The sequence below is a fragment of the Streptomyces sp. NPDC093065 genome, assembly GCF_044754585.1.
Classification (GTDB): Bacteria; Actinomycetota; Actinomycetes; order Streptomycetales; family Streptomycetaceae; genus Streptomyces.
Window position 1 is genome coordinate 279,906 of sequence record NZ_JBIVPJ010000007.1, and the last position, 23,595, is coordinate 303,500.

Genomic DNA, 23,595 nt, shown 5'->3' on the forward strand with positions numbered 1-23,595 from the left:
TGACCGCCCCTCATCTTTCGCAAGCAGGAGAGAAGAAGTCCCATGGCTGAAGTTCTCGTCTACGTCGACCACGTGGACGGCGCCGTCCGCAAGCCCACCCTGGAGCTCCTGACGCTGGCCCGCCGCGTCGGCGAGCCCGTCGCCGTCGCCCTCGGCAACGGCGCGGGCGACACGGTCGCCGCCCTCGCCGAGCACGGCGCGGTGAAGGTGCTGACCCACGAGGCCGCCGAGTACGCCGACTACCTGGTCGTGCCGAAGGTCGACGCCCTCCAGGCCGCCCACGAGGCCGTCTCCCCGGCCGCCGTACTGGTCCCGTCCTCCGCCGAGGGCAAGGAGATCGCCGCCCGTCTGGCGCTGCGTCTCGGCTCCGGCGTCATCACCGACGCCGTCGACCTGGAGGCCGGCGACGAGGGCCCGGTGGCCACCCAGTCGGTGTTCGCCGCCGCCTTCACCACCAAGTCCCGTGTCTCCAAGGGCACCCCGGTCATCACGGTCAAGCCGAACTCGGCCGCCGTGGAGGCCGCTCCGGCCGCCGGTGCGGTCGAGGCCCTGTCGGTCACCTTCTCCGCCGCCGCGACCGGCACCAAGGTCACCTCGCGCACGCCGCGCGAGTCGACCGGCCGCCCGGAGCTGACCGAGGCCGCGATCGTCGTCTCCGGCGGCCGCGGCGTCAACGGCGCGGAGAACTTCGCGATCATCGAGGCGCTGGCCGACTCCCTCGGTGCGGCCGTCGGTGCCTCGCGTGCCGCGGTGGACGCGGGCTGGTACCCGCACACCAACCAGGTCGGCCAGACCGGCAAGTCCGTCTCCCCGCAGCTGTACATCGCCTCGGGCATCTCCGGCGCGATCCAGCACCGCGCGGGCATGCAGACCTCGAAGACGATCGTGGCGATCAACAAGGACGCCGAGGCCCCGATCTTCGAGCTGGTCGACTACGGGGTCGTGGGCGACCTCTTCGACGTCGTCCCGCAGCTCACCGAGGAAGTCAAGACCCGCAAGGGCTGACCATCGAGGTCCGGCATGACGCCGGCCTTCAGGACCCGACCGTGGTCTTGAAGGCCGGCGTCGTCGTTTGAGGCTGTTCCATCCATCCCGTAACCGAGAAGGGAGCCGTGATGTCACCGTCACGACGGATATCCGGCAGACGGCAGTCACTGGGCACTTTCGGCGGGCGCGCGACGGGTGCCGCGCTGCGTTTGGGGGCGTTCGGCTCGGGCGGACGGTGGCTCTGCGCCGCGCTGGCCGCTTCCGCGGTGCTCCTCTGCGCGTGCTCGGCGGCGGTCGACCCGGAGAAACTGCCCGGTGTCTACCGCAACGACGACGGCGGCCGGATCGAGCTCTCGGCGGACGGCACGTTCTCGGCCACCCGCGTGACGACGCGCACCGGCGGGAACCCGGTCGATTTCAGCGGCAGCTGGGACTACGAGGACCCGGGCACGTCGAGCGACTTCGTGTACCTCGGGGTCGAGGACGGCGGACTCGGCGAGACCGGCGGGATCCAGCTCTATGTGGACGATCAGGACACGCTGTACTTCCAGTCCGATCCGGACGGGCCGGTCACACAAGAGCTCACCAGGATGCGCTGAGTGGCTGTGGGCCGGTGCGGGACCGCACCGCCGCACGCCGGGAGACCGCGCGCCGTCCGGCGTGCGGCACAGGCTGGTGTTGACCGGCGAGAGACCGGCAGATAACTTCGCTCTACGGATAACTGATTCCGGTCAGCGGAAAAATGAACATCAGGAGGGTGTCGAATGGGTCAGCAGGAGAAGGTGGCAACGAGCCTCGCGGGCGCCGTCGGCGAGGAGATCAGTGCCTCCCTCGCACCGGTCGACGCGGAGCTGGAGCGCCGCTACCCCGGAGACCCGGGCACCCGCCAGCCCGTCCACACCGTCTACGTCCCCGGTGACGTCTTCGCCGCCGACACCGTCCGTTCCTGGGGCGACCGGGCGCTCGCCGCCCTCGACGAACACGCCCCGGACGCCGCGTCCTTCGCCGCCGTCCTCGGTCTCGCCGACGACCTCGCAGAGCCGGTGTACGCCCGCGTCCGCGCCAAGCTGGAGCGCGAGCCGGTCGAAGACCTGCGCATCGACTTCGAGGACGGTTACGGCAACCGCACGGACGCCGAGGAGGACGAGGCGGCCGCCCGCGCGGCCCGGCTGGTCGCCGAGGCGTACGAGCAGGGCACGGCCGCCCCGTACACGGGCATCCGCATGAAGTGCATGGAGGCTCCGGTGCGCGCCCGGGGCATCCGCACCCTCGACGTCTTCCTCAGCGGCCTGGTGGAGGCCGGCGGCCTGCCCGACGGGCTGGTCCTCACCCTGCCCAAGGTGACCTACCCCGAGCAGGTCACCGCCATGGTCCGGCTCCTGGAGGCCTTCGAGAAGGCGCGCGGCCTCACGCCCGGCCGGATCGGCTTCGAGATCCAGATCGAGACCAGCCAGTCCATCCTCGCCGCCGACGGCACGGCCACCGTCGCCCGCATGATCCAGGCCGCCGAGGGCCGCGCCACCGGCCTGCACTACGGCACCTTCGACTACAGCGCCTGCCTCGGCGTCTCCGCCGCCCACCAGGCCAGCGACCACCCGGCCGCCGACCACGCCAAGGCGGTCATGCAGGTCGCCGCCGCCGGGACCGGCGTACGCGTCTCGGACGGCTCCACCAACGTCCTGCCGGTCGGCCCCACCGAGCAGGTCCACGACGCCTGGCGCCTGCACTACGGCCTCACCCGCCGCGCGCTCGCCCGCGCCTACTACCAGGGCTGGGACATGCACCCCGGTCACATCCCCACCCGGTACGCCGCCGTCTTCGCCTTCTACCGCGAGGGCTTCGAACAGGCCGCCGCCCGCCTCGCCCGCTACGCCAACCGGGCCGGCGGCGACGTGATGGACGAGCCCGCCACCGCCAAGGCCCTCAGCGGCTACTTGCTGCGCGGCCTGGACTGCGGCGCCCTCGACATCGGCGAGGTCGCCCGGCTGACCGGCCTGACCCGCGCCGACCTGGAGGGCTTCTCGGGCCCGCGGCGCGGCGACCTCACGGCATCGGCGCAGTAGGTCCCGCCGACGGCGCCCTGCCCCCGGCGGAGGGATCGTCCGGCCCGGAGCCCGTGTAGCGCTCCAGGCCGGACGCCGTCACCCACTGCTCCTCGGCGAACAACCGCGTCCCCCGGTCGCACAGCCGCCGGTCCGCGCGCGCCCGTGCGCAGAACTCCTCCGGCGTCACCCCGAACAGCTCCCGCAGCCGGGCCGACCCGTGCAGCAGTTCGGTGATCAGGGCCCGCTGCTCGCCCGGATGCCGCCGCGGCGCGCCGGTGCCGTCGCGCAGGACGCCGTGGCGGTTGACGTACGCGTACGCGCCGCCCAACACCGAGCCGTCCCCCGGCTCCACGCGTACGTCCGGCGCGGGCAGCCAGACCCGGTCGAAGTTGCCGCCCGCCATCGGCACGCCCTCGCCGGCGTCGATCACCGCGAGCTGCCCTGCGTCGAGCCACAGCACGAACAGCTCCCGTACGGCGCCGGGCGCCGCCACCGGCGAGGCGGACACGTAGCCCATGCGGCTCACGTGCGCGGAGACGCCGACGTCCACGCCGGTGACCCGGGACCTGACCATCGGGACCGGCGAGTCGATCCCGAACTCGGCCATCTTGTGCCGCAGCTGGGCCGGGCTCGCGTTGGAGCCGATCGCCAGCACCGGGACCCGGCCGTCCTCCTCCCACTCCTCGCGCGCGGGCCGGCCCAGCGGCAGCAGCAGGTCCCCGTCCAGCAGCCCGGACTCGCGGGGCCACGCACCCGGGTACAGCAGCGGCTCCTCGCGCGGCACGCCGTCCAGGCCGAGCGCCCGCAGCGTCCGGTTCCCGCCGGGCGGCACGGGTTCGCGGCCCTCGGTCCGTGGATGCGGCACGGTGGGTCTCTCCTCCCGGTGGTCGGGGCGGCGCGGTCCGTTCAGTGCGACGGCGGCAGCTCGCCCGAGCCGCGGGTGACCAGCCTGGTCGGCAGTTCGATGCGGTCGGGGGCGAGGAGGGTGCCGTCCAGCTGCCTGAAGAGCCGCTCGGCGGCGGTGCGGCCGAGGGCGGCGGCGTCCTGCGCGACCACGGTGACGCCCGGCTGGAGCAGGTCGGCCAGTTCGATGTCGTCGAAGCCGACCAGGGCGACGCCCCGGGTGTGTTCGGCCAGCACCCGGATCACGGTGACCGTCACCCGGTTGTTGCCGGTGAAGATCGCGGTGACCGGCTGAGGGTCGGCGAGCATCCTCTCGGCCGCCCGGCGCACCCGCTCGGGGTCGGTGACGCCCAGGGACATCCAGGAGTCCTCGACCGGTATGCCCGCGTCCTCCATGGCCGCCCGGTAGCCGCGCAGCCGCTCGGCGGCGGTGTGGATGCGGGGCATGTCGCCGATGAAACCGATCCTGCGGTGCCCGTGCGCGATGAGGTGGGCCACGCCGTCGCGGGCACCGCCGAAGTTGTCGGAGACGACCACGTCCGCGTCGATCTGCCCCGCCGGACGGTCCACGAACACCGTGGCGACGCCCGCCTTCAACTCGGGCTCCAGATACCGGTGGTCGTCCCCCGCGGGGATCACCACGAGTCCGTCCACGCGGCGCGCGCACAGCGCCAGCACCAGCTCCTGCTCGCGGTCTGGGTCCTCGGCGCTGGAGCCGTTGATCAGCAGGGCGCCGTGGGCGCGGGCCACCTCCTCCACGGCACGGCTGAGCGGCCCGTAGAACGGGTCGGCCAGATCCTCCAGGACCAGACCGATGCTCGCGGTGCGGCCCTTGCGCAGCACCCGTGCGCTGTCGTTGCGGCGGAAGCCCAGCGCGTCGATGGCCTCCTGGACGCGCCGCTCGGTCTCCGGGGTGACGCCCGGCTCGCCGTTGACCACCCGGGAGACGGTCTTGAGGCCGACACCGGCGCGGGCGGCGACGTCCTTCATGGTCGGGCGATTGCCGTAACGGTTCCCGGGGAGGCCGTTTGCGCGGCGGGTCGTGTCGGGCACGATGCGGTGTCCTGTCCTGTCGTCCACGGGATTGCGTCGGCTCCTGCTGTCCGGGGGGATGTGTCGGCGATGGGCTTGTATGAGGATGTGGCGTCGAGCATAGAGCCTGGACAACGTTGTCAGATGCGGGAGACACTGTCCATCGCACTCTCCGGCCCTCGTCCCCACCGCGGGGCCGGCCGCCGCGCGCTCTTGTGTACGGCTTTTTCGCTTTCGGTCCGACGGGGAGATCCGACTCTGATGCACACCGACCTCGTGGCAGCGCTGGACATCGGCGGCACCAAGATCGCCGGCGCACTGGTGGACGGCGACGGCCGCATCCAGGCGCGCGCGCAGCGTGCGACACCGGCCCGGGAGGACGGCGACACCGTGATGGAGGCCGTCGAGGGCGTCCTCGCGGAACTGACCACGTCGCCCCTGTGGGACCGGGCCACGGCCGTCGGCATCGGCAGCGCGGGCCCGGTGGACGCCTCGGCCGGCACGGTCAGCCCGGTGAACGTGCCGGGCTGGCGCGACTACCCGCTCGTGCGCCGGGTCCGGGCCGCCACCGGTGGCCTGCCCGTCGAGCTGATCGGCGACGGGGTGGCCATCACTGCGGCCGAACACTGGCAGGGCGCCGCCCGCGGACACGACAACGCGCTGTGCATGGTGGTCTCGACCGGCGTCGGCGGCGGTCTGGTGCTGGGCGGCCGGCTGCACCCGGGCCCGACCGGCAACGCCGGCCACATCGGCCACATCAGCGTCGACCTGGACGGCGACCCCTGCCCGTGCGGTGCGCGCGGCTGCGTGGAGCGCATAGCGAGCGGCCCCAACATCGCCCGCCGCGCCCTGGAGGCGGGCTGGCGGCCCGGCCCCGACGGCGACACCTCCGCCGCCGCGGTCGCCGCCGCCGCGCGACTGGGCGACCCCGTCGCCGTCGCGTCCTTCGAACGGGCCGCGCAGGCGCTGGCGGCCGGCATCGCCGCGACCGCGACCCTCGTCGAGATCGACATCGCCGTGGTCGGCGGGGGTGTGGGCAAGGCGGGCGACGTCCTCTTCGCCCCCCTGCGCAAGGCGCTCACCGACTACGCGACGCTGTCCTTCGTCCAGCGGCTGGTGGTCGTCCCGGCCCAGATGGGGACGGACGCCGGGCTCGTCGGCGCGGCCTCGGCGGCCCTGTCGCGGACGGCGGGCGAGACGACCGCCGCGGGGGTGTGAGCACGGCGGGCGCGACGATCACCGTGCGCGCCGTGGGTGCGGCGGGTGCCGCGTGCGCCGTGGGGTGAGGTGAGCGCCGCGTGCGGCTGAGTCCGGCGGGTGCGACCGGCCCGCCTGTACGAGTCCCGGGAGGAGCCGGTGCGGGCCGGGATCTTCCAAGGCTTCCGCGCCCCGCCCGTGACCCCGGCGCGTCGGCGTAGTTGAACGGGGCATGAAGAAGCGCAGCATGCTCGCCCTCGCGTCCCTCGCCACCGGCTTCGTCGTGGCGGCCGTCAGCCCGTCCCACGCGGCCCCGGGCGACCTCCCGCTCAATCTCGGGGTCGACGACACCGTCAGCACGCTGGAGGACACCGTCGCCACCGAGAGCCTGACCCTCGACGACGACGCCCTGGGACAGCTGGGCTGACACCCGTCGGCCGGGCCCGCGTGCCAGGCCGGACCGCACGGCGCCGGTGCCCCGAGGGGCGCCGGCGCCGTTGTCATATGCCCTTTCGCACGCCCTCAACGCGGCCTGGTTTCCGTGGCAGGGTGAAGCGGGCAAGCCACAGGGGGCCAACAGAAGAGGGGGACCTGTGACCGTCGTCTGGATCAACGGCGCGTTCGGTGCGGGGAAGACCGCCACCGCACGGGAACTGATCGAACTGATCCCGAACAGCACACTCTTCGACCCCGAGGTCGTCGGCGGGGCGCTCGCGCATCTGCTGCCGCCCAAACGCCTGGCCGAGGTGGGGGACTTCCAGGACCTGCCGGTCTGGCGCCGACTGGTGATCGACACGGCGGCCGCGCTGCTGGCCGACCTCGGCGGGACCCTCGTGGTCCCGATGACCCTGCTGCGCCAGGAGTACCGGGACGAGATCTTCGGCGGTCTCGCCGCCCGCCGGATCGAGGTCCGGCACGTCCTGCTGGCTCCGGCCGAAACGATCCTGCGGGAGCGGATAGCGAGCCGGGAGATACCCGAGGACCTGCCGGACGGCGAGATGCGGGTACGGCAGTGGTCCTACGACCACATCGAGCCCTACCGCGCGGCCCTCGCTTCCTGGCTCACCGCCGACGCCCATCCCGTCGACACCGGCGCGCTCACCCCGTACGAGGCCGCCGTCCGGGTCGCCGAGGCCGTCGGTACCGGTGCGGTACCGGCCTGCGAGATCGTGCAGACCCCGGAGCCCACCGGCGAGACCGTCGCCGCCGGCGTCCTGCTCTTCGACGACCGGGACCGGGTCCTGCTCGTCGACCCCACCTACAAACCCGGCTGGGAGTTCCCCGGCGGCGTAGTCGAACCCGGTGAGGCGCCGGCCCGGGCCGGCATGCGCGAGGTCGCCGAGGAGACCGGGCTCAGCCTCGACGACGTACCGGGTCTGCTCGTCGTCGACTGGGAACCGCCGGTGCCCCCCGCCCGCGGCGGCCTGCGGCTGCTCTTCGACGGCGGACGGCTCGACTCCGCGGACGCCGACCGGGTCCTGCTGCCCGGCTCCGAGCTGCGCGCCTGGCGCTTCGCCACCGAGGACGAGGCCGCCGCCCTGCTGCCCCCGGTCCGCTACGAGCGGCTGCGCTGGGCGCTCAGGGCCCGGGAGCGCGGGGCCGCCCACTACCTGGAGGCGGGCACACCGGTCGGCTGAGACCGGCCGGGTCCCCGTACGTCCGCGCCGACGCGCTCGGTACCGCGCACGCCCGCAGGCAGGGCCCAGCCGGGTGGCGAGACCCCTTTGCCGACGGTGGAACCCGAAACGCGACCCGGCTCAGCTCGCCGCGTAATTGAGCAGGAAGTGCGCCTCCGCCACCGACAGCCGCTCCAGCTCCTCGGGGGACACGCTCTCGTTCACGGCGTGGATCTGCGCGTCCGGCTCGCTCAGACCGATCAGCAGGATCTCCGCCTCCGGGTACAGGGCCGCCAGGGTGTTGCACAGCGGAATGGAGCCGCCCTGACCGGCGTACTGCATCTCCTCGCCGGGGTACGCCACCGCCATCGCGTCCGCCATGGCCTGGTACGCCGGGCTGGTGGTGTCGGCGCGGAACGCCTGGCCCTGGCCGATCTGCTCGACGCCGACCCGCGCGCCCCACGGCGTCCGCGCCTCCAGGTGGGCCTGGAGCAGCTTGGTGGCCTCGGCCGCGTCCACGCCCGGCGGCACGCGCAGGCTCACCAGCGCCCGCGCGCCCGCCTGCACGGACGGGGTGGCGCCGACGACCGGCGGGCAGTCGATGCCGAGCACCGTGACGGCGGGACGCGCCCAGATGCGGTCGGCGACCGAGCCGGAACCGATCAGCTCCACGCCGTCCAGCACCCGCGCGTCCCGGCGGAACTGCTCCTCGTCGTAGGCGAGGCCCTCCCACACGCTGTCCGCCGCGAGACCGTCCACGGTCGTCGAGCCGTCCTCGGCGCGCAGCGAGTCCAGTACGCGGATCAGGGCGGCCAGCGCGTCGGGCGCCGCACCGCCGAACTGGCCGGAGTGCAGGTTGCCTTCGAGCGTGTCGACCTTCACGCGCAGCAGCGTCATGCCGCGCAGCGTGGAGGTGACCGTCGGCAGTCCGACGCGGAAGTTGCCCGTGTCGCCGATGACGACGGTGTCGGCGGCCAGCAGCTCCGGATGTGCCTCGGCGTACCGCTCCAGACCGCCCGTGCCCTGTTCCTCCGAACCCTCGGCGATCACCTTGACGTGCACGGGCACGCCGCCGTTCGCCTTGAGCGCGCGCAGCGCCAGCAGGTGCATCAGCACGCCGCCCTTGCAGTCCGCGGCGCCCCGCCCGTACCAGCGGCCGTCGCGCTCGGTCAGCTCGAAGGGAGGGCTGTCCCAGCCGGCCTCGTCCAGCGGCGGCTGCACGTCGTAGTGGGCGTAGAGCAGCACCGTCCTGGCGCCCTCGGGGCCGGGCAGGTACCCGTAGACCGACTGCGTGCCGTCCGGGGTGTCGAGCAGGGCCACGTCCTGGAAGCCCTCGGCGCGCAGGGCCGTCGCTATCCAGTCGGCGGCGCCCTCGCTCTCACTGCGCGGGAACTGGTCGAAGTCGGCCACCGACTTGAAGGCCACCAGCGCGGCGAGTTCCTCCTTCGCGCGGGGCATCAGCGAAGCGACGGTCTCGGCGACCGGATTCGGCGACATGGGCACGCTCCTTGTGGGTGCGACGTTGTACCAAGGAGTACTTGGAATGATGGGCCGATCCTCCCACAGTGGCCTGCGGCGATGCCCGCCGTAGGATGCGGGGGTCAGGTGCGGCAGGCGGTTTGATCGGAGCAGTAGACCATCGTGAGCAGCGAGAACTCTTCGGCGGACGACGTGCGTCAGGTCTGGGACGTGGTCGTGGTGGGCGCGGGACCTGCGGGGGCCTCGGCCGCCTACGCGGCGGCGGTCGCGGGGCGGCGCGTGCTGCTGCTGGAGAAGGCGGAGCTGCCCCGCTACAAAACGTGCGGCGGCGGCATCATCGGCCCCTCGCGCGACACCCTCCCGCCCGGCTTCGAGCTGCCCCTCCAGGACCGGGTGCACGCGGTGACCTTCTCGAACAACGGGCGCTTCACCCGGACCCGGCGCTCCCGGCAGATGCTGTTCGGGCTCGTCAACCGGCCCGAGTTCGACCTGCAGCTCGTCGAGCACGCCCAGAAGGCGGGCGCCGAGCTGCGCACCGGGGCCACCGTGACCCGGGTGGAGCAGCACGGGTCGGCGGTGCCGGACCGGCGCACGGTGGCCGTCGTCCTCCAGGGCGGCGAGTCGGTCCTGGCCCGGGCCGTCGTCGGCGCGGACGGCAGCGCCAGCCGGATAGGCGCGCACGTCGGGGTGAAGCTCGACCAGGTCGACCTCGGCCTGGAGGCGGAGATCCCGGTGCCCGAGACGGTCGCCGAGGACTGGAAGGGCCGGGTGCTCATCGACTGGGGCCCGATCCCCGGCAGTTACGGCTGGGTCTTCCCCAAGGGCGACACGCTGACGGTCGGAGTCATCTCGGCACGCGGCGAGGGCGCGGCGACCAAGCGGTACCTGGAGGACTTCGTCGCCCGGCTCGGGCTGGCCGGTTTCGAACCGAGCATCTCCTCCGGCCATCTGACGCGCTGCCGCGCGGACGACTCGCCGCTGTCGCGCGGCCGGGTCCTGGTGTGCGGCGACGCGGCCGGGCTCCTGGAGCCGTGGACGCGTGAGGGCATCTCCTTCGCGCTGCGCTCGGGCCGGCTCGCGGGGGAGTGGGCGGTCCGCGTCTCCGAGGCGCACGACGCCGTGGACGCGCGCAAGCAGGCCCTGAACTACGCGTTCGCCGTCAAGGCCGGTCTTGGCGTGGAGATGAGTGTCGGCAAGCGGATGCTGACGGTGTTCGAGCGCCGGCCCGGACTGTTCCACGCGGCCCTGACCGGATTCCGTCCGGCCTGGAAGGCGTTCAAGGACATCACGCAGGGCTCGACCACCCTGGGCGAGCTGGTCCGCGGCCATCCGCTGGCGCAGCGGGCGCTGGCGGCCATGGACCGGCGGCCCGAGCCGGCCGCGCCCTCGGACCCGCCCGCGTCCTCCGCTCCGTCCGAGCCGCCGGCGGGAGAAGCGACCGGCGCCTGACCTCCCGCCCGCGAAGGGCGTACTTCGCCGGGAGTACGTGTGATCACCACGCGCGGGTGACGCCGCCCGAGGTGCCCGGCGTCTAGCGTGGCGGGCATGGACGGACAGCACGAGCCCGGGGGCCGGGCACCGCGGTGGTGGCGGCACGGGCCCGCGTGGTGGGACCGGCGGGGCGACGAGGAGCGCCGCCCCCGGTGGCCCTGGCGCTCCACCGTGCTCGTCACGGCGTTCGTGCTGTTCGGCTCGAACTTCGCGGCCCACGCCCAGGCGGGCGAGCGGGCCGGCCTGGACCCCTTCGCACGCGCGCTGCTGTTCGTGACGGGGGCCGCCCTGCTGTGGCGGCAGCGGTACCCGGTGCCGGTCGTGTTCGCCACCGCGGTGACCACCCTGGTCTACCTGGGCGCCGGCTACCCGTACGGCCCGGTGTTCCTGGCCGTCGCGGTGGCCTGCTTCGGTGCCGTCGTCGCCGGGCACCGCAAGGCCGCGTGGGCGGCGATGGGGACCCTGTGGGCCGGGCACGCCCTGGTGGCGCACTGGCTCTACCGGTGGCTGCCGCCGTCCGGGGACTCGGCCGCGTCCTGGGGTCAGGAACTGGTGATCGCGACCTGGGCCGTGGCGATCGCTGCCCTGTCGGAGCTGGCCCGCGCCCGCCGTGAGCAGTGGGCCCGGGAACGGGCCGAGCGGGCCCAGGCGGCACGCCGGCGCGCGGACGAGGAGCGGCTGCGGATCGCCCGCGAGCTGCACGACGTACTCGCGCACAGCATCTCGGTCATCAACGTGCAGGCCGGCGTAGGTCTGGCACTCCTGGACACCGACCCGGAACAGGCCCGCACCGCGCTCACCACCATCAAGGACCAGAGCAAGGAAGCGCTCGGCGAGGTGCGGCAGGTGCTCGACACCCTGCGTACGCCCGGGGACGCGCCGCGCGCTCCGGCCCCCGGCCTCGACCGGCTGCCCGAACTGGTCGAGCAGGCGGCGGGCGCGGGCCTCACCGTCGAGGTGGCGGGGGAGCCGCCGAGGCTGTCGCCCGGTACCGACCTGGCCGCGTTCCGCATTGTGCAGGAGGCGCTCACCAACGTCGTACGGCACTCGGGTTCCCGGCACGCGCGGGTCCGCCTCGACCGGGACGGGCGCACACTGCGGCTGTGCGTCGACGACGACGGCCCCGCCACGGGCGCCGACGCGGGCGGCAGCGGCAACGGGCTGGCCGGGATGCGGGAGCGCGCGGCGGCCCTCGGTGGCACCATCGAGGCGGGCCCGCGTCCCGACGGCGGCTTCCGGGTGCTGGCGGCCCTGCCGGCCGACGTGAAGTCCATGCCCCGCACGAAGGAGGAGAACCGGTGATCCGCGTACTGCTCGCCGACGACCAGTCGCTGGTACGGGCCGGTTTCCGGGCGCTGCTGGACGCGCAGTCGGACATCGAGGTGGTCGCGGAGGCCGCCGACGGCGAGGAGGCGGTGCGCTCGATCCGCGAACTGCGCCCCGACGTCGTCCTCATGGACATCCGCATGCCCCGGCTGGACGGCCTCGCCGCTACCCGCGAGGTCACCGGTGACGCCGGGCTGCACGGCGTGAAGGTGGTCATGCTCACCACCTTCGAACTCGACGAGTACGTCTTCGAGGCGATCCGCTCCGGTGCCTCCGGCTTCCTGGTCAAGGACACCGAACCCGAGGAACTCCTGCGCGCCGTGCGTGCGGTGGTGGCCGGCGACGCGCTGCTGTCGCCGGGGGTGACGCGCCGGCTGATCGCCGAGTTCGCGGCCCGGTCCAAGGAGCCCGCGGCGGCCGGCGAGACGGCCCGGCTGACCGAGCGGGAGCGCGAGGTGATGGCGCTGGTCGGCATCGGACTGTCCAACGAGGAGATCGCCCGCCGGCTCGTCGTCAGCCCGCTGACCGCCAAGACCCACGTCAGCCGCACCATGGTCAAGCTGGGCGCCCGCGACCGGGCCCAACTGGTCGTCCTCGCCTACGAGTCGGGGCTCGTGCGGCCGGGCTGGCTCGGCTGACCACCGCGCCCGAACCGGACCAGCACGCTCACCACCCGGACGAGGAACACCACCACGGCCAGCACCGTCCCGGACCCGACGAGCACGGTGCGCGGGCCGCCCGTCAGACCGAAGAGATACGCCGGTCCCGCCACCGCCCCGAACAGCACGGCGGCCGCGAACGCCGCGCTGCACAGGGCGTACCCGATCTCGACCGTGATGGCGTCCCGCTCGCCCTGCGAGCGCCGTCCCCCGTGGGTGTCCATGACGTGAAGTCTTCCAGAGCGGCGCCCCGCACGGTCGCATCACTTCCAGGTGATGCCCGACCGCTCGCGCCACAGCGCGGCCAGCGAGCCGTCACCGGTGACGTCCGGGAACGGCCGGCGGTTCCACAGCGCCGGGTAGAGCCGCGCGGCGGGTCCGGACAGCTCGCAGTCGGCGTCCCCGGCGCCGTCCCGCACGGTCACCGGCGGCCGTGCGGACAGCCGCAGGGTCCACACGCCGTCCGGCGTGTCCGTCGCCCGTACCCGCAGCGTGCGGGGTTCCTCGGTGCGCACCGCGCTCTTCGGACGGGTGTGGAAGGCGCACAGCAGCTCGTCGATGCCGTCCACCGCGAAGTCCGCGTCGATGCCGGTGGGTTCGCCGCCGCGGGCCGACTCGGCGTCGATGCGGTGCACGGCCGTCTCGTGCGCCTGCCGCCGGGCCCAGAAGGCCAGGGGCGACGGCGCGGGCAGGAAGTGCCAGCACCGCACGTCGGGCGCGGCGCCGGCCAGGGTGTCGACGAGGCGCCCGTGCCCGTCCCGGAACCAGGTCAGGAGCGGGGCGCCGTCGAGGCCGGGCGGCTCGTCGGCGGGCCGGGGCCCGGTGTGTCCCTCGGCGACGAACGCCGTCGCCCAGCGATGCACCGTCCCGGTGTGCCGCAGCAGGTCCCGCACCCGCCAGCCGGGGCAGGTGGCCACCTCGGCGTCCGTGCCCGCCGCCTCGGCGGCCGCGGCCAGCAACGTACCCTCACGGTCCAGGATCTCGACGTACGCGGCAGTCTTCATGGCGGTGAGTGTGCCGCACCGGGCGCACCCGGCGGCAGGCCCCGGGCACGTCGCGGGGGAGAGGGGCCCGCCTCAGCCGGTCACCGCCGCGCGCCGCGTCGCCACCGCGACCAGCACCGCCACCGCCGCGAGCGCCGCCACGCTGGTGAGCGCGGCCGGGAGGGAGAACCAGTCCGCCATGAAGCCGATCGCGGGCGGGCCGAGCAGCATGCCGCCGTAGCCCAGGGTGGAGGCGGTCGCGACACCGCTCGGGCCGCCGAGCGCGCCGGCCCGCTCGACCGCGACCGGGAAGATGTTGGCGAGTCCGAGCCCGGTGATCGCGAAGCCGAACAGCGCCGCCCACACGGACGGGGCGAGCGAGCCGAGCAGCATGCCGGCCACGGCGGTGCTGCCGCCGGCCACGACCGTGGCCGTCCGGCCCAGCCGCTCCAGCAGCGTCGTCCCGGTCAGCCGGCCTACGGTCATGGCGAGTGCGAAGCACGAGTACCCCGCGGCCGCCGTGCCCGGCGAGGCGTCGAGGTCCTGCTCCAGGTGCAGGGCGCCCCAGTCGGCCATGGCGCCCTCGCCGTACGCCGTGCACAGGGCGATCAGGCCGAAGGTGACGACGAGGCGGCGGGTACGGGGGTCCCGGCCGCGCGGGGCGCCGTCCCGCTCGGGAGCCTCCTCGGGGGTGCGGTCCGGCGGGACGGCGGGCTCGCAGCGCAGCAGGGCGCGGCCCGCGAACAGGGTGACCAGCAGACCGGTCACGGTGAGGGCGAGCAGATGCCGCGTCGGCGACAACGCCCCGGCGACCAGCCCGCCGAGCCCCGCGCCGACCATGCCGCCGAGGCTGAACGCCGCGTGGAAGCTGGGCATGATCGGGCGCCCCAGCACCGCCACCAGATCGACGGCGGCGCTGTTGAAGGCGACGTTGATCCCGCCGTACGCGCTCCCGAACACCAGGAGCACGATGCCGAGGGCGAGCGCCGAGTGGGTGAGCGGGGGCAGCGCGACGCTGAGGCAGAGCAGGACCGCGCAGGCGACGGTGACGGGGTGGCTGCCGTAGCGGCGGACCAGCCGTCCGGTGAGCGTCATGGTGACGACGGCACCCGCCGAGACACCGAGCAGGGCGAGGCCCAGGGCGCTGGCGGAGGCGCCGGTCTGCTCCTTGATGGCCGGGATGCGGACCACCCAGCCTGCGAAGACGAAGCCGTCGAGGGCGAAGAAGGCGGTCAGGGCGACACGGAGGCGGGTGAGATCGTGGCGGGTGCCCGGCACGGCGCTGTGCGAACGGGCTTTGTTTATTTGCGGCACAAAGTCAGGCTAGAGGCAGGGTCACGGACGGGCAAGGCTGCTGCCCCACCCCGCCCCGCTTCCGCCCCCGGTGCCGCGGGCCGGAGCCGCCCGCGAAGTCGCCCGCCGGTGCCGGGGGCAGCCTCCCGACGCCCCCGGTATCCGTGGCACCCGCCCGTCATTCCGTCAGCCGCGGTGCGCGGCGATCATCTCCCGGTACCAGTGGTAGCTGTCCTTCGGTGTGCGCTCCTGGGTGTCGTAGTCGACCCGCACGATGCCGAAGCGCTTGTCGTAGCCGTACGCCCACTCGAAGTTGTCCAGCAGCGACCACACGTAGTAACCGCGCACGTCCACGCCCGCGTCGATCGCCGCCCGAAGCGCGGTGAGGTGGTCGCGCAGGTAGGCGACCCGGTCGGTGTCGTGCACCGTGCCGTCGGCGGCGGGCGCGTCGTCCTCCGCCGAGCCGTTCTCCGTGACGTGGACCGGCGGGAGCGCGTCGCCGTACTGCTTCCCGAGCGCGACCAGCAGGTCGGTGAGGCTCTCCGGGACGACGGGCCAGTCCATCGCCGTGTGCCGGACGCCGGGGAGCCGTACCTCCTCGTACCGGTTGTCCGTGGCCACGCGCAGCGCCGGGTCGCTCTCGCGGTGCGGGGCGTCGGCGACCACGATCGGCCGGTAGTAGTTGACGCCGAGGAAGTCCAGCGGCTGGGAGATCAGCTCCAGGTCGCCGTCGCACCGGAAGTCCGCCCCGGTGATCAGCTCGCCCCAGGTCTCCTCCTCGGTGGCCGGGTAGCGGCCGGCGAGGATCGGCTCGGTCCACACCAGGTTGTGCTGGGTGTCCGCGCGGACCACCGCCGCCAGGTCGGCGGGGGAGCCGGTGGCGGGCAGGTTGCGGTCGAGGTTGAGCGTGATGCCGACCTCGCGGACCCCGGCCGCGCGCAGCGCCTGCACGGCCAGCCCGTGGCCGACCAGCAGGTGGTGGGCGGCGGCGAGCGCGCCCCGGCCCTCCTTGGCGCCGGGCGCGTGCCGGCCGATGGAGTAGCCGAGGAAGGAGCTGCACCACGGCTCGTTGAGGGTGATCCAGCGCGGCACCCGGTCGCCCAGGTGCTCCGCGACCACCGCCGTGTACTCGGCGAACCGCTCCGCCGTCTCCCGCACCCGCCAGCCGCCCCGGTCCTCCAGGGCCTGGGGGAGGTCCCAGTGGTAGAGGGTGGCGGCCGGCTCGATGCCCGCCGCCAGCAGTTCGTCCACCAGGCGGGAGTAGAAGTCGAGGCCCTTGGGGTTCACCGCGCCCGAGCCGTCCGGCACGACGCGCGGCCAGGCGATGGAGAAGCGGTACGAGTCGACGCCGAGGTCGCGCAGCAGCGCCACGTCCTCGGCGTAGCGGTGGTAGTGATCGCAGGCCACGTCACCCGTGTCGCCGTTCACCACCAGGCCGGGGGTGTGGCTGTAGGTGTCCCAGATCGACGGACCGCGGCCGTCCTCGGCCGCCGCGCCCTCGATCTGGTACGAGGCGGTCGCGGCGCCGAGGACGAAGCCGGGCGGGAAACTGGGGTAGTCGCTCATGCTGTACAGCTCAATTCCATGTGTACGAGGGTCACTTGACGGATCCGCCGGTGATCCCGGCGGCGATGTACTTCTGGGCGAGGACGAGGAGGACCGCCGCCGGCACCGCCGACAGCACGGACGCGGCCATCACCGAGCCCCAGTCGCCGACGTGCGCGCCGATGTACTGGTAGATGCCCAGGGTGATGGGCTTGACGTCGTCCGTCGTGTTCAGGGTGAGCGCGAACATGAAGTCGCTCCACGAGAACAGGAACGCGAACAGCCCCGACGTGATCAGCGAGTTGCGGCTCATCGGCAGCACCACCCGCACGAACGTCCGCACCGGCCCGGCCCCGTCGATCTGCGCGGCCTCGATCACCTCGCCCGGGATCGACACCATGAAGGAGCGCATCAGCACGATGGAGAACGGGATGCCGAGCGAGGCGTCCGCCAGCATCAGGCCGAAGTAGGAGTTGACCAGGCCCAGGTCGACGTAGGAGTTGTAGAGCGCGTTGGCGATGACGATGCCCGGCACCATCTGGGTGATCAGCGTGCCGAACACGATGGTGCGCGAGCCGCGCAGCCCGAACCGTGCCAGCCCGTAGGCGGCCGGCGCCGAGATCGCCAGGCAGATGGCGACCGCGCCGAGCGAGACCGCCAGCGAGGTCAGCAGGTGCCCGCCCTGGTCGCCGATCGCCTTGGAGAAGCCGGACAGGTCCGGGCTGCCCGGCACCGGGTCGACCTGGAGCAGCCCCGAGTCGGGCTGGAGCGCGGTGTTGAGCATCCAGTACAGCGGGAAGAGCATCACGCACAGGACGAGCACGCCGGCGACGGTGGAGCCCCAGCGGCGCCGGGAGGCGGTGGGCGGGTGGGAGGCCATGGACGTCACTTCCCCTCGGTGCGGTTGGCCCGCAGGTAGAACACCGCGAACACGGCGGAGATCAGGATGAGTACGTTGCCGACCACGGCGCCCGCGCCGAAGTCCAGCTGGACGAAGGAGTTCTGGTAGGTCAGGGTGCCGAGCGTCTGGGTGGCGTCGGCCGGACCGCCGTCGGTCAGGGCGAGGATCAGGTCGAGGATCTTCACCGTCGACATGAAGCCCAGCACGAGGACGACCGTCACGACCGGCTTGAGCATCGGCAGGGTGACCGACCGGAAGGTCCGCCAGGCCGAGGCGCCGTCCAGCGCGGCCGCCTCGTGCAGTTCCTTCGGGATCTCCTGGAGACCGCCGTACAGGATGACCATGTTGAACGGGATGCCGATCCAGATGTTGACCAGGACGACCGAGAGCAGGGCCATGTCCGGGCTGGTCAGCCAGGGCGTGTGACCGCCGATGCCGAGGGTGTCCAGGAACGAGTTCAGCACGCCGGTGTCCTGGTCGAGGATGCGCCGCCAGACGATGCCGGACACCACCATGGGCACCAGCCAGGGCAGCAGGATCAGCGAGCGCAGCACCCCGTTCAACGGGAAGCGGCGACTGAAGAAGACCGCGAGCGCCAGACCGATGCAGAACTGGCCGAGCAGCGAACCCGCCGTGAAGACGAGCGTGTGCCACAGCGCCTTGCCGAACAGGGCGTCCTGGAACACGTGGGACCAGTTGTCGGCGCCGTTGAAGGGTGCCTCACCGGTGAAGAAGGTCTTCGGCGTGTAGTCCTGGAAGCTCATCACGACGTTGCGCACGAGCGGGTAGCCGAAGAACAGCAGCATGAAGACGACGGCGGGGGCGACGAATCCCCACTGGGCGAGCCTGCGGCGGCGCGCGATCCGGCCGGGGTCGGGAGCGGCGGCGGACTCGGACGCCTTCGCGGGCGTCCGCGCGCCGACGGTGGACGTGGGCGTGGTCATCGGGGCGTACCTCAGTTCCCGCTCGTGGCCCGCTGCTGGGCGCGCTTCAGGGCGGTCTGGCTGGACTGGCCGGTCAGGGCGGACTGGAAGGCGCTCTGCAGGGCGAGCGACACGCTCGACCAGCCGGCACCGAGCTTCGCCGTCCGGGAGCGGGCGACGGCCACCTGGTCGGCGAGGGAGTCCAGCTCGGGCACCTTCTCGCGCCAGACGGCGGCGGCCTCGGCGTTGGCCGGGACCATCCAGCTGTTGAGCGCGTAGGTCAGCTGCTCCTTCTCGCTCGCCAGACAGGCGACGATCTTCCCGGCGGTCTTCTCCCGCGCCTCGTCACCCGTGTTGGGCACGGTCAGGACCGCGCCGCCGAGCGGCCCCACCGAGTCGTCGCCCGTCTCGGGCACCGGAATCGGCGCGATGCCCCAGTGCAGCGACTCGTCGCTGTTGAGCGTCTCCACCTGCCACGGACCGTTGATCATCATGGCCGCGTTGCCGGCCATGAACTGGTCGTTGACGTCCGCCTGGGTCCAGTTGACCGTGGACTTCGAGAGCGAACGGTCCTTCAGCAGGCTCTTCCAGTAGTCCAGGGCCTCGACCACCTTCGGGCCGTCCAGGTCGGTTTCGTCACCGCCGTTGGACCACATGAACGGCGCGAACTGGAAGACGCCGTCCTCCGCGCCGCCCGCGCTGAGCGCCAGGCCGTACCGCTTGCCCTGCGTGAGCTTCTTCGCGGTCTCGCGCAACTCGGCCCACGTGGTGGGCACCCGCACGCCCGCCCGGTCGAGGACGTCCTTGTCGTAGAAGAGGGCCAGGGTGTTCACGGAGCGGGCCGCCCCGTAGTACGTGCCCTGGTACGAGCCGAAGTCGACGATCCCGTCGGGGATGTCGTCGGTGGTCAGGCCGAGGGTCCTGAGGTCGACCAGGCCGCCCGCGTCGGCGAAGGTCGGCATCTCGGACGCGTCGAACTGCACGATGTCGGGCAGCGACTTGGACGAGGCCATGCGCAGCGCCTTCGTCATCACCTGCGCGGCGGGGACACTCTGCTGCTCGATGGTGACGCCCAGCTCCTCGCCGCAGCGGGCCATCGCCTCCGCGTCCCAGCGGTGGTACGACTCGTCGGTCGAGGAGTTCATCACGGTGTACGTGCCGGCGTCGCGCTGCTGTCCGCAGCCGGTCAGCGCCGCTCCGGCGACCAGCACGGACACGGCGGTGAACGGGGCGAGGACTCGGCGTGAGCGTCCTCGCCCGCGGCGTGTGGCAGCCGGAGGGTGGGCTGTCAAGGCGAGCGAGGTGAAGCGCTTCGACATGGATGCGGCCCTTGCTGTCGTACTGTCCGGCTTCCTTGCCGGACCGATTTGTTTGATGTGATGACTAATACGTCACGGACCCGCCTCCGCGCTAGGGGAAAGTGGCCCCCGTCTCGGGACTCCGTGCGGTGAGGAAGGTGTTCTCTGGCGTAATAACGCCAGGTCAGTGAGGCATGAGTAAAGCGAACGCCTCGTCCTGGGGATTTGTTCTGTGTACGATCAAAACGCTGTGAGACGGCCCCCGTGCTCCCCATCCGACAGCTCCCGCCCCACCCAAGGAAGATCATGAAGTTCACCGACGGCTTCTGGCTCATCCGCGAGGGCGTGCACGTCACGTACGCCACCGAGGTACGCGATGTACGTCCCGAATCGAAGCGCTTCACCGCCCATGCCGCCGTGAAGAAGGTGACGCGGAGGGGGGACACGCTCAACGCGCCGCTCCTCACGGTCGAATGCTTCTCTCCCGCCGAGGGCGTCATCGGCGTCCGCGTCACCCACCACGCCGGCAAGCGCAGGCCGGGCCCCGACTTCACCCTCACCGGCGCGGCGGACGGTGCCGGCGAGGTGCGCCAGGACGGCACCGTCACCGAGCTGACCAGCGGCCCGCTCACCCTCCGCCTGGACCGCGAGGGCCCCTGGGGCCTCACCTTCCACGACGCGCACGGACGCGAGCTGACCCGCGCCGACGCCAAGAGCACCGCCTTCGCCACCACCGGCGACGGCGCCCACCACATGCTCGGCCGGCTCGCCCTCGGTGTCGGCGAGCAGATCTACGGCCTCGGCGAGCGCTTCACCCCGTTCGTGAAGAACGGCCAGGTCGTCGACATGTGGCAGGCCGACGGCGGCACCAGCAGCGAACAGGCCTACAAGAACGTCCCGTTCTACCTCTCCTCGCGCGGCTACGGCGTCTTCGTCAACCACCCCGGCGCGGTCTCCTTCGAGGTCGGGTCCGAGTCCGTGGGCCAGGTGCAGTTCAGCGTCGAGGACCAGACGCTGGAGTACTACGTCGTCGCCGGTCCCACGCCCAAGGACGTCCTCACCCGCTACACCGCCCTCACCGGCCGCCCCGCCCTGCCGCCGGCCTGGTCCTTCGGCCTGTGGCTCACCACGTCCTTCACCACCTCGTACGACGAGCGGACGGTGACGAAATTCGTGGACGGCATGGCCGAGCGGGGCATCCCGCTGTCCGTGTTCCACTTCGACTGCTTCTGGATGCGCGAGTACCAGTGGTGCGACTTCCAGTGGGACCCGGACGTCTTCCCCGACCCCGACGGCATGCTCGCCCGGCTCAAGGCCAAGGGGCTGCGGGTCAGCGCCTGGATCAACCCCTACATCGCCCAGAAGTCCCCGCTCTTCGACGAGGCCGCCGCTCTCGGGCACCTGGTGCGCAGGCCCGACGGCGACATCTGGCAGTGGGACCTGTGGCAGGCCGGCATGGGCCTGGTCGACTTCACCAGCCCGGCCGCCCGCGACTGGTACGCCGGGAAGCTCAAGCCCCTGCTCGACCAGGGCGTGGACTGCTTCAAGACCGACTTCGGCGAGCGCATCCCCACCGACGTGGTCTGGCACGACGGCTCCGACCCGGAGCGCATGCACAACTACTACACGCACCTGTTCAACCGCACCGTCTTCGAACTGCTCGAGAAGGAGCGCGGGCAGGGCGAGGCCGTCCTCTTCGCCCGCTCGGCGACCGCGGGCGGCCAGCAGTACCCCGTCCACTGGGGCGGCGACTGCTGGTCGTCCTTCGAGGCGATGGCCGAGTCGCTCAGGGGCGGTCTGTCCCTCTCCCTGAGCGGTTTCGGCTTCTGGAGCCACGACATCGGCGGCTTCGAGGGCACGCCCGACCCGGCGGTCTTCAAGCGCTGGCTCGCCTTCGGCCTGCTCTCCTCGCACAGCCGGCTGCACGGTTCCTCGTCGTACCGGGTGCCGTGGGAGTTCGGCGAGGAGGCCGTCGACGTCGCCCGCCGCTTCACCCTCCTCAAGCACCGCCTGATGCCCTACCTCTACGGCGTCGCCGCCGAGGCCCACCGCACCGGCGTGCCGATGATGCGACCGATGGTCCTGGAGTTCCCGCGGGACCCGGCGTGCCGCCCGCTGGACCGCCAGTACATGCTCGGCTCCGACCTCCTGGTCGCCCCGGTCTTCACCGAGGACGGGGAGGTCGAGGTCTACCTCCCCGAGGGCACCTGGACCCACCTCCTGTCCGGCGAGCGCGTCACCGGCCCGGCCTGGCGCACCGAACGGCACGGCTACGACAGCCTGCCCCTGTACGTCCGTGAGGGCGCGGTCCTGCCGCTGGCCTCGGACGACCGGCGGCCCGACGGCGACTGGCTGGACGCGCCGACCCTGCTGGTCCACCCGGCCGCCGACGCCGGGCACGCGGCCGAGGTCACCGTGCCCGACCTGCTGGGCACACCCGCGGCGACCTTCCGCGTGCGGCGCGAGGGGGACGTGCTGCGGGTGACCGCGACCGGTACGGACCGCCCCTTCACCGTCCGGGTCGCGGGCGGCGCCGGCGCCGAGGGCGAAGGGGAGGTGACCGTACCGCTGTCGTGAGGCCGCCGTCGTGCGGCCGCGCGGGTCAGCGGCCGAGGCCGGCCAGCGCGGTCAGAAGACGGTCCACGTCGTCCGCGCTGGTGTAGGGCGCCAGCCCGACCCGGACGGCGCCCGCGTCGCCGAGACCCAGGCGGCGCGAGGCCTCCAGGGCGTAGAAGGACCCGGCGGGCGCGTCGACGCCCCGCTCGGCCAGCTGCCGGTACACGTCGGCCGGGCCCAGGCCCGGCACGGTGAACAGCAGGGTCGGCGTGCGCCGTGCGGCCCGCGAGTACACGGTGACGCCGTCCAGGCCGGCCAGGCCCCGCTCGATCCGCTCGCGCAGTACGTCCTCGTGGGCCTCGAGCGCCGCGAACGAGGCGACGAGCCGGTCCCTGCGCGTGCCGCGCGCGTCCGGCTCCAGACCGGCGAGGAAGTCCACCGCGGCACGGGCGCCGGCCAGCAGCTCGTACGGCAGCGTGCCCAGCTCGAAACGCTCGGGTACCGCGTCGCTGGAGGGCAGCAGTTTGTCCGGCCGCAGGGTCTGGAGGAACTCCGGCCGGGCCGCCAGCACCCCCAGGTGCGGGCCGAGGAACTTGTAGGGCGAGCACACCAGCGTGTCCGCCCCGAGGGCCGCCGGGTCGACGACGGCGTGCGAGGCGTAGTGCACCGCGTCGACGTGGCACAGCGCGCCCACGCCGTGCGCCAGCCGGGAGATCGCCGGCAGGTCGGGCATGGTGCCGATCAGGTTGGACGCGGCCGTCACCGCCACCAGCCTGGTGCGCGGGGAGAGCACCGCCTCGACGTGCTCGGGACGCAGTTCACCGGTGGCCGGGTCGAAGTCGGCCCACCGCACGGTCGCGCCCACCGCCTCGGCCGCCTGGACCCAGGGCCGGATGTTGGAGTCGTGGTCCAGTCGGGTGACGACGACCTCGTCCCCGGGCCTCCACGACTTGGCGATCGTCCGGGACAGGTCGTAGGCGAGCTGGGTCGCGCTGCGGCCGAGGACGATGCCCTGCGGCTCGGTGCCCAGCAGGTCGGCCAGCGCCCTGCGGGCGTCCGCGACGATGCCGTCCGCGTTGCGCTCGCCCTCGGTGGTCCGGCCGCGGTTGGCCAGCGGGCCGGACAGTGCCTCGGCGATCGCGTCGATGACGGGCTGCGGTGTCTGGGTGCCGCCCGGAGCGTCGAAGCGGGCGGAGCCGGACTTCAGGGCGGGTATCTGCGCGCGGATCGCGTCGACGTCGAGGGCCATGTGCACTCCAACCGAAGGCGGGGACTCCCGGAAGCCGGTACTTCCGAAAGCGCGGACTCCCGAGGGCGGGTGTTCCCGCCTCATGATCGCAGCCGCTCGGCGCCCGCGACAG

The 23,595-nt window shown here is 73.0% G+C and carries 21 protein-coding genes; 10 read left to right on the top strand and 11 right to left on the bottom strand.

The window, feature by feature from the left end; translation table 11 throughout:
* Window positions 1–42: 42 nt before the first annotated feature.
* From ACIQFU_RS15560 to ACIQFU_RS15570, 3 genes are all read left to right on the top strand, one after another.
* Window positions 43–1,005: an electron transfer flavoprotein subunit alpha/FixB family protein gene (locus ACIQFU_RS15560; RefSeq protein WP_402551816.1), complete on the top strand. Its 963-nt coding sequence runs from the start codon at window positions 43–45 to the stop codon at window positions 1,003–1,005.
* Window positions 1,006–1,115: 110 nt separating this feature from the next.
* Window positions 1,116–1,586 (top strand): hypothetical protein, encoded by a 471-nt coding sequence (locus ACIQFU_RS15565; protein ID WP_402551818.1) that lies wholly within the window; start codon window positions 1,116–1,118, stop codon window positions 1,584–1,586.
* 165 nt (window positions 1,587–1,751) lie between these two features.
* Complete coding sequence (locus ACIQFU_RS15570) at window positions 1,752–3,050, top strand: DUF6986 family protein (RefSeq protein WP_402551820.1); 1,299 nt, start codon at window positions 1,752–1,754, stop codon at window positions 3,048–3,050.
* On the opposite strand, the gene ACIQFU_RS15575 is transcribed toward ACIQFU_RS15570, so the two are convergent.
* Window positions 3,031–3,897: a hypothetical protein gene (locus ACIQFU_RS15575; protein ID WP_402551821.1), complete on the bottom strand. Its 867-nt coding sequence runs from the start codon at window positions 3,895–3,897 to the stop codon at window positions 3,031–3,033. The genes ACIQFU_RS15570 and ACIQFU_RS15575 overlap by 20 nt on opposite strands.
* 41 nt (window positions 3,898–3,938) lie before the next feature.
* Window positions 3,939–5,015, bottom strand: a complete 1,077-nt coding sequence (locus tag ACIQFU_RS15580; protein ID WP_402551823.1) for a LacI family DNA-binding transcriptional regulator — start codon at window positions 5,013–5,015, stop codon at window positions 3,939–3,941.
* Window positions 5,016–5,228: 213 nt separating this feature from the next.
* On the opposite strand from ACIQFU_RS15580, the gene ACIQFU_RS15585 reads away from it, so the two are divergent.
* The 3 genes from ACIQFU_RS15585 (at window position 5,229) to ACIQFU_RS15595 (ending at window position 7,801) form a co-directional block, all read left to right on the top strand.
* Window positions 5,229–6,185, top strand: coding sequence for an ROK family protein (locus tag ACIQFU_RS15585; protein ID WP_402551825.1), 957 nt, complete (start codon window positions 5,229–5,231; stop codon window positions 6,183–6,185).
* 211 nt (window positions 6,186–6,396) lie between these two features.
* Window positions 6,397–6,591, top strand: coding sequence for a hypothetical protein (locus tag ACIQFU_RS15590; protein WP_402551827.1), 195 nt, complete (start codon window positions 6,397–6,399; stop codon window positions 6,589–6,591).
* A 166-nt stretch (window positions 6,592–6,757) separates the two neighbouring features.
* A complete protein-coding gene (locus tag ACIQFU_RS15595; protein WP_402551829.1) occupies window positions 6,758–7,801 on the top strand; it encodes an NUDIX domain-containing protein in 1,044 nt (347 codons plus the stop codon).
* A 120-nt stretch (window positions 7,802–7,921) separates the two neighbouring features.
* Here the strand turns inward: ACIQFU_RS15595 and ACIQFU_RS15600 are convergent, their stop codons facing one another.
* Complete coding sequence (locus tag ACIQFU_RS15600; protein WP_402551831.1) at window positions 7,922–9,277, bottom strand: dipeptidase; 1,356 nt, start codon at window positions 9,275–9,277, stop codon at window positions 7,922–7,924.
* A gap of 144 nt (window positions 9,278–9,421) precedes the next feature.
* On the opposite strand from ACIQFU_RS15600, the gene ACIQFU_RS15605 reads away from it, so the two are divergent.
* The 3 genes from ACIQFU_RS15605 (at window position 9,422) to ACIQFU_RS15615 (ending at window position 12,714) form a co-directional block, all read left to right on the top strand.
* Entirely contained in the window at window positions 9,422–10,708 is a 1,287-nt protein-coding gene (locus tag ACIQFU_RS15605; protein ID WP_402551833.1) for a geranylgeranyl reductase family protein, read from the top strand.
* Between the two features lie 96 nt (window positions 10,709–10,804).
* Complete coding sequence (locus tag ACIQFU_RS15610; protein WP_402551835.1) at window positions 10,805–12,052, top strand: sensor histidine kinase; 1,248 nt, start codon at window positions 10,805–10,807, stop codon at window positions 12,050–12,052.
* Entirely contained in the window at window positions 12,049–12,714 is a 666-nt protein-coding gene (locus ACIQFU_RS15615) for a response regulator (protein ID WP_402551836.1), read from the top strand. Before ACIQFU_RS15610 ends, ACIQFU_RS15615 begins: the two co-directional genes overlap by 4 nt.
* On the opposite strand, the gene ACIQFU_RS15620 is transcribed toward ACIQFU_RS15615, so the two are convergent.
* The 7 genes from ACIQFU_RS15620 to ACIQFU_RS15650 all read right to left on the bottom strand — a co-directional run bounded on the left by ACIQFU_RS15620 (window position 12,675) and on the right by ACIQFU_RS15650 (window position 19,699).
* Complete coding sequence (locus ACIQFU_RS15620; RefSeq protein ID WP_402551837.1) at window positions 12,675–12,959, bottom strand: DUF6332 family protein; 285 nt, start codon at window positions 12,957–12,959, stop codon at window positions 12,675–12,677. The genes ACIQFU_RS15615 and ACIQFU_RS15620 overlap by 40 nt on opposite strands.
* A gap of 39 nt (window positions 12,960–12,998) precedes the next feature.
* Window positions 12,999–13,739 carry a maleylpyruvate isomerase family mycothiol-dependent enzyme gene (locus tag ACIQFU_RS15625; protein WP_402551839.1) on the bottom strand — a complete coding sequence of 247 codons (741 nt, stop codon included), beginning with the start codon at window positions 13,737–13,739 and terminating at the stop codon, window positions 12,999–13,001.
* A 72-nt stretch (window positions 13,740–13,811) separates the two neighbouring features.
* The gene (locus tag ACIQFU_RS15630; RefSeq protein WP_402551931.1) at window positions 13,812–14,996 is read right to left on the bottom strand and encodes an MFS transporter; all 1,185 of its coding nucleotides are present in this window, start codon (window positions 14,994–14,996) and stop codon (window positions 13,812–13,814) included.
* 201 nt (window positions 14,997–15,197) lie between these two features.
* Entirely contained in the window at window positions 15,198–16,577 is a 1,380-nt protein-coding gene (locus ACIQFU_RS15635; RefSeq protein ID WP_402551841.1) for a GH1 family beta-glucosidase, read from the bottom strand.
* Between the two features lie 31 nt (window positions 16,578–16,608).
* On the bottom strand, window positions 16,609–17,436 hold the full coding sequence (locus tag ACIQFU_RS15640; protein WP_402551843.1) for a carbohydrate ABC transporter permease: 828 nt from the start codon (window positions 17,434–17,436) through the stop codon (window positions 16,609–16,611).
* A gap of 5 nt (window positions 17,437–17,441) precedes the next feature.
* Window positions 17,442–18,401 (bottom strand): carbohydrate ABC transporter permease, encoded by a 960-nt coding sequence (locus ACIQFU_RS15645; RefSeq protein ID WP_402551845.1) that lies wholly within the window; start codon window positions 18,399–18,401, stop codon window positions 17,442–17,444.
* An 11-nt stretch (window positions 18,402–18,412) separates the two neighbouring features.
* Window positions 18,413–19,699 (bottom strand): ABC transporter substrate-binding protein, encoded by a 1,287-nt coding sequence (locus tag ACIQFU_RS15650; RefSeq protein ID WP_402551846.1) that lies wholly within the window; start codon window positions 19,697–19,699, stop codon window positions 18,413–18,415.
* Window positions 19,700–19,984: 285 nt separating this feature from the next.
* Here ACIQFU_RS15650 and yicI point away from each other — a divergent pair, with 285 nt between their 5' ends.
* Complete coding sequence (gene yicI / locus ACIQFU_RS15655; protein WP_402551847.1) at window positions 19,985–22,255, top strand: alpha-xylosidase; 2,271 nt, start codon at window positions 19,985–19,987, stop codon at window positions 22,253–22,255.
* 25 nt (window positions 22,256–22,280) lie between these two features.
* Here the strand turns inward: yicI and ACIQFU_RS15660 are convergent, their stop codons facing one another.
* A complete protein-coding gene (locus tag ACIQFU_RS15660; protein ID WP_402551849.1) occupies window positions 22,281–23,483 on the bottom strand; it encodes a cysteine desulfurase-like protein in 1,203 nt (400 codons plus the stop codon).
* Window positions 23,484–23,595 lie beyond the last annotated feature (112 nt).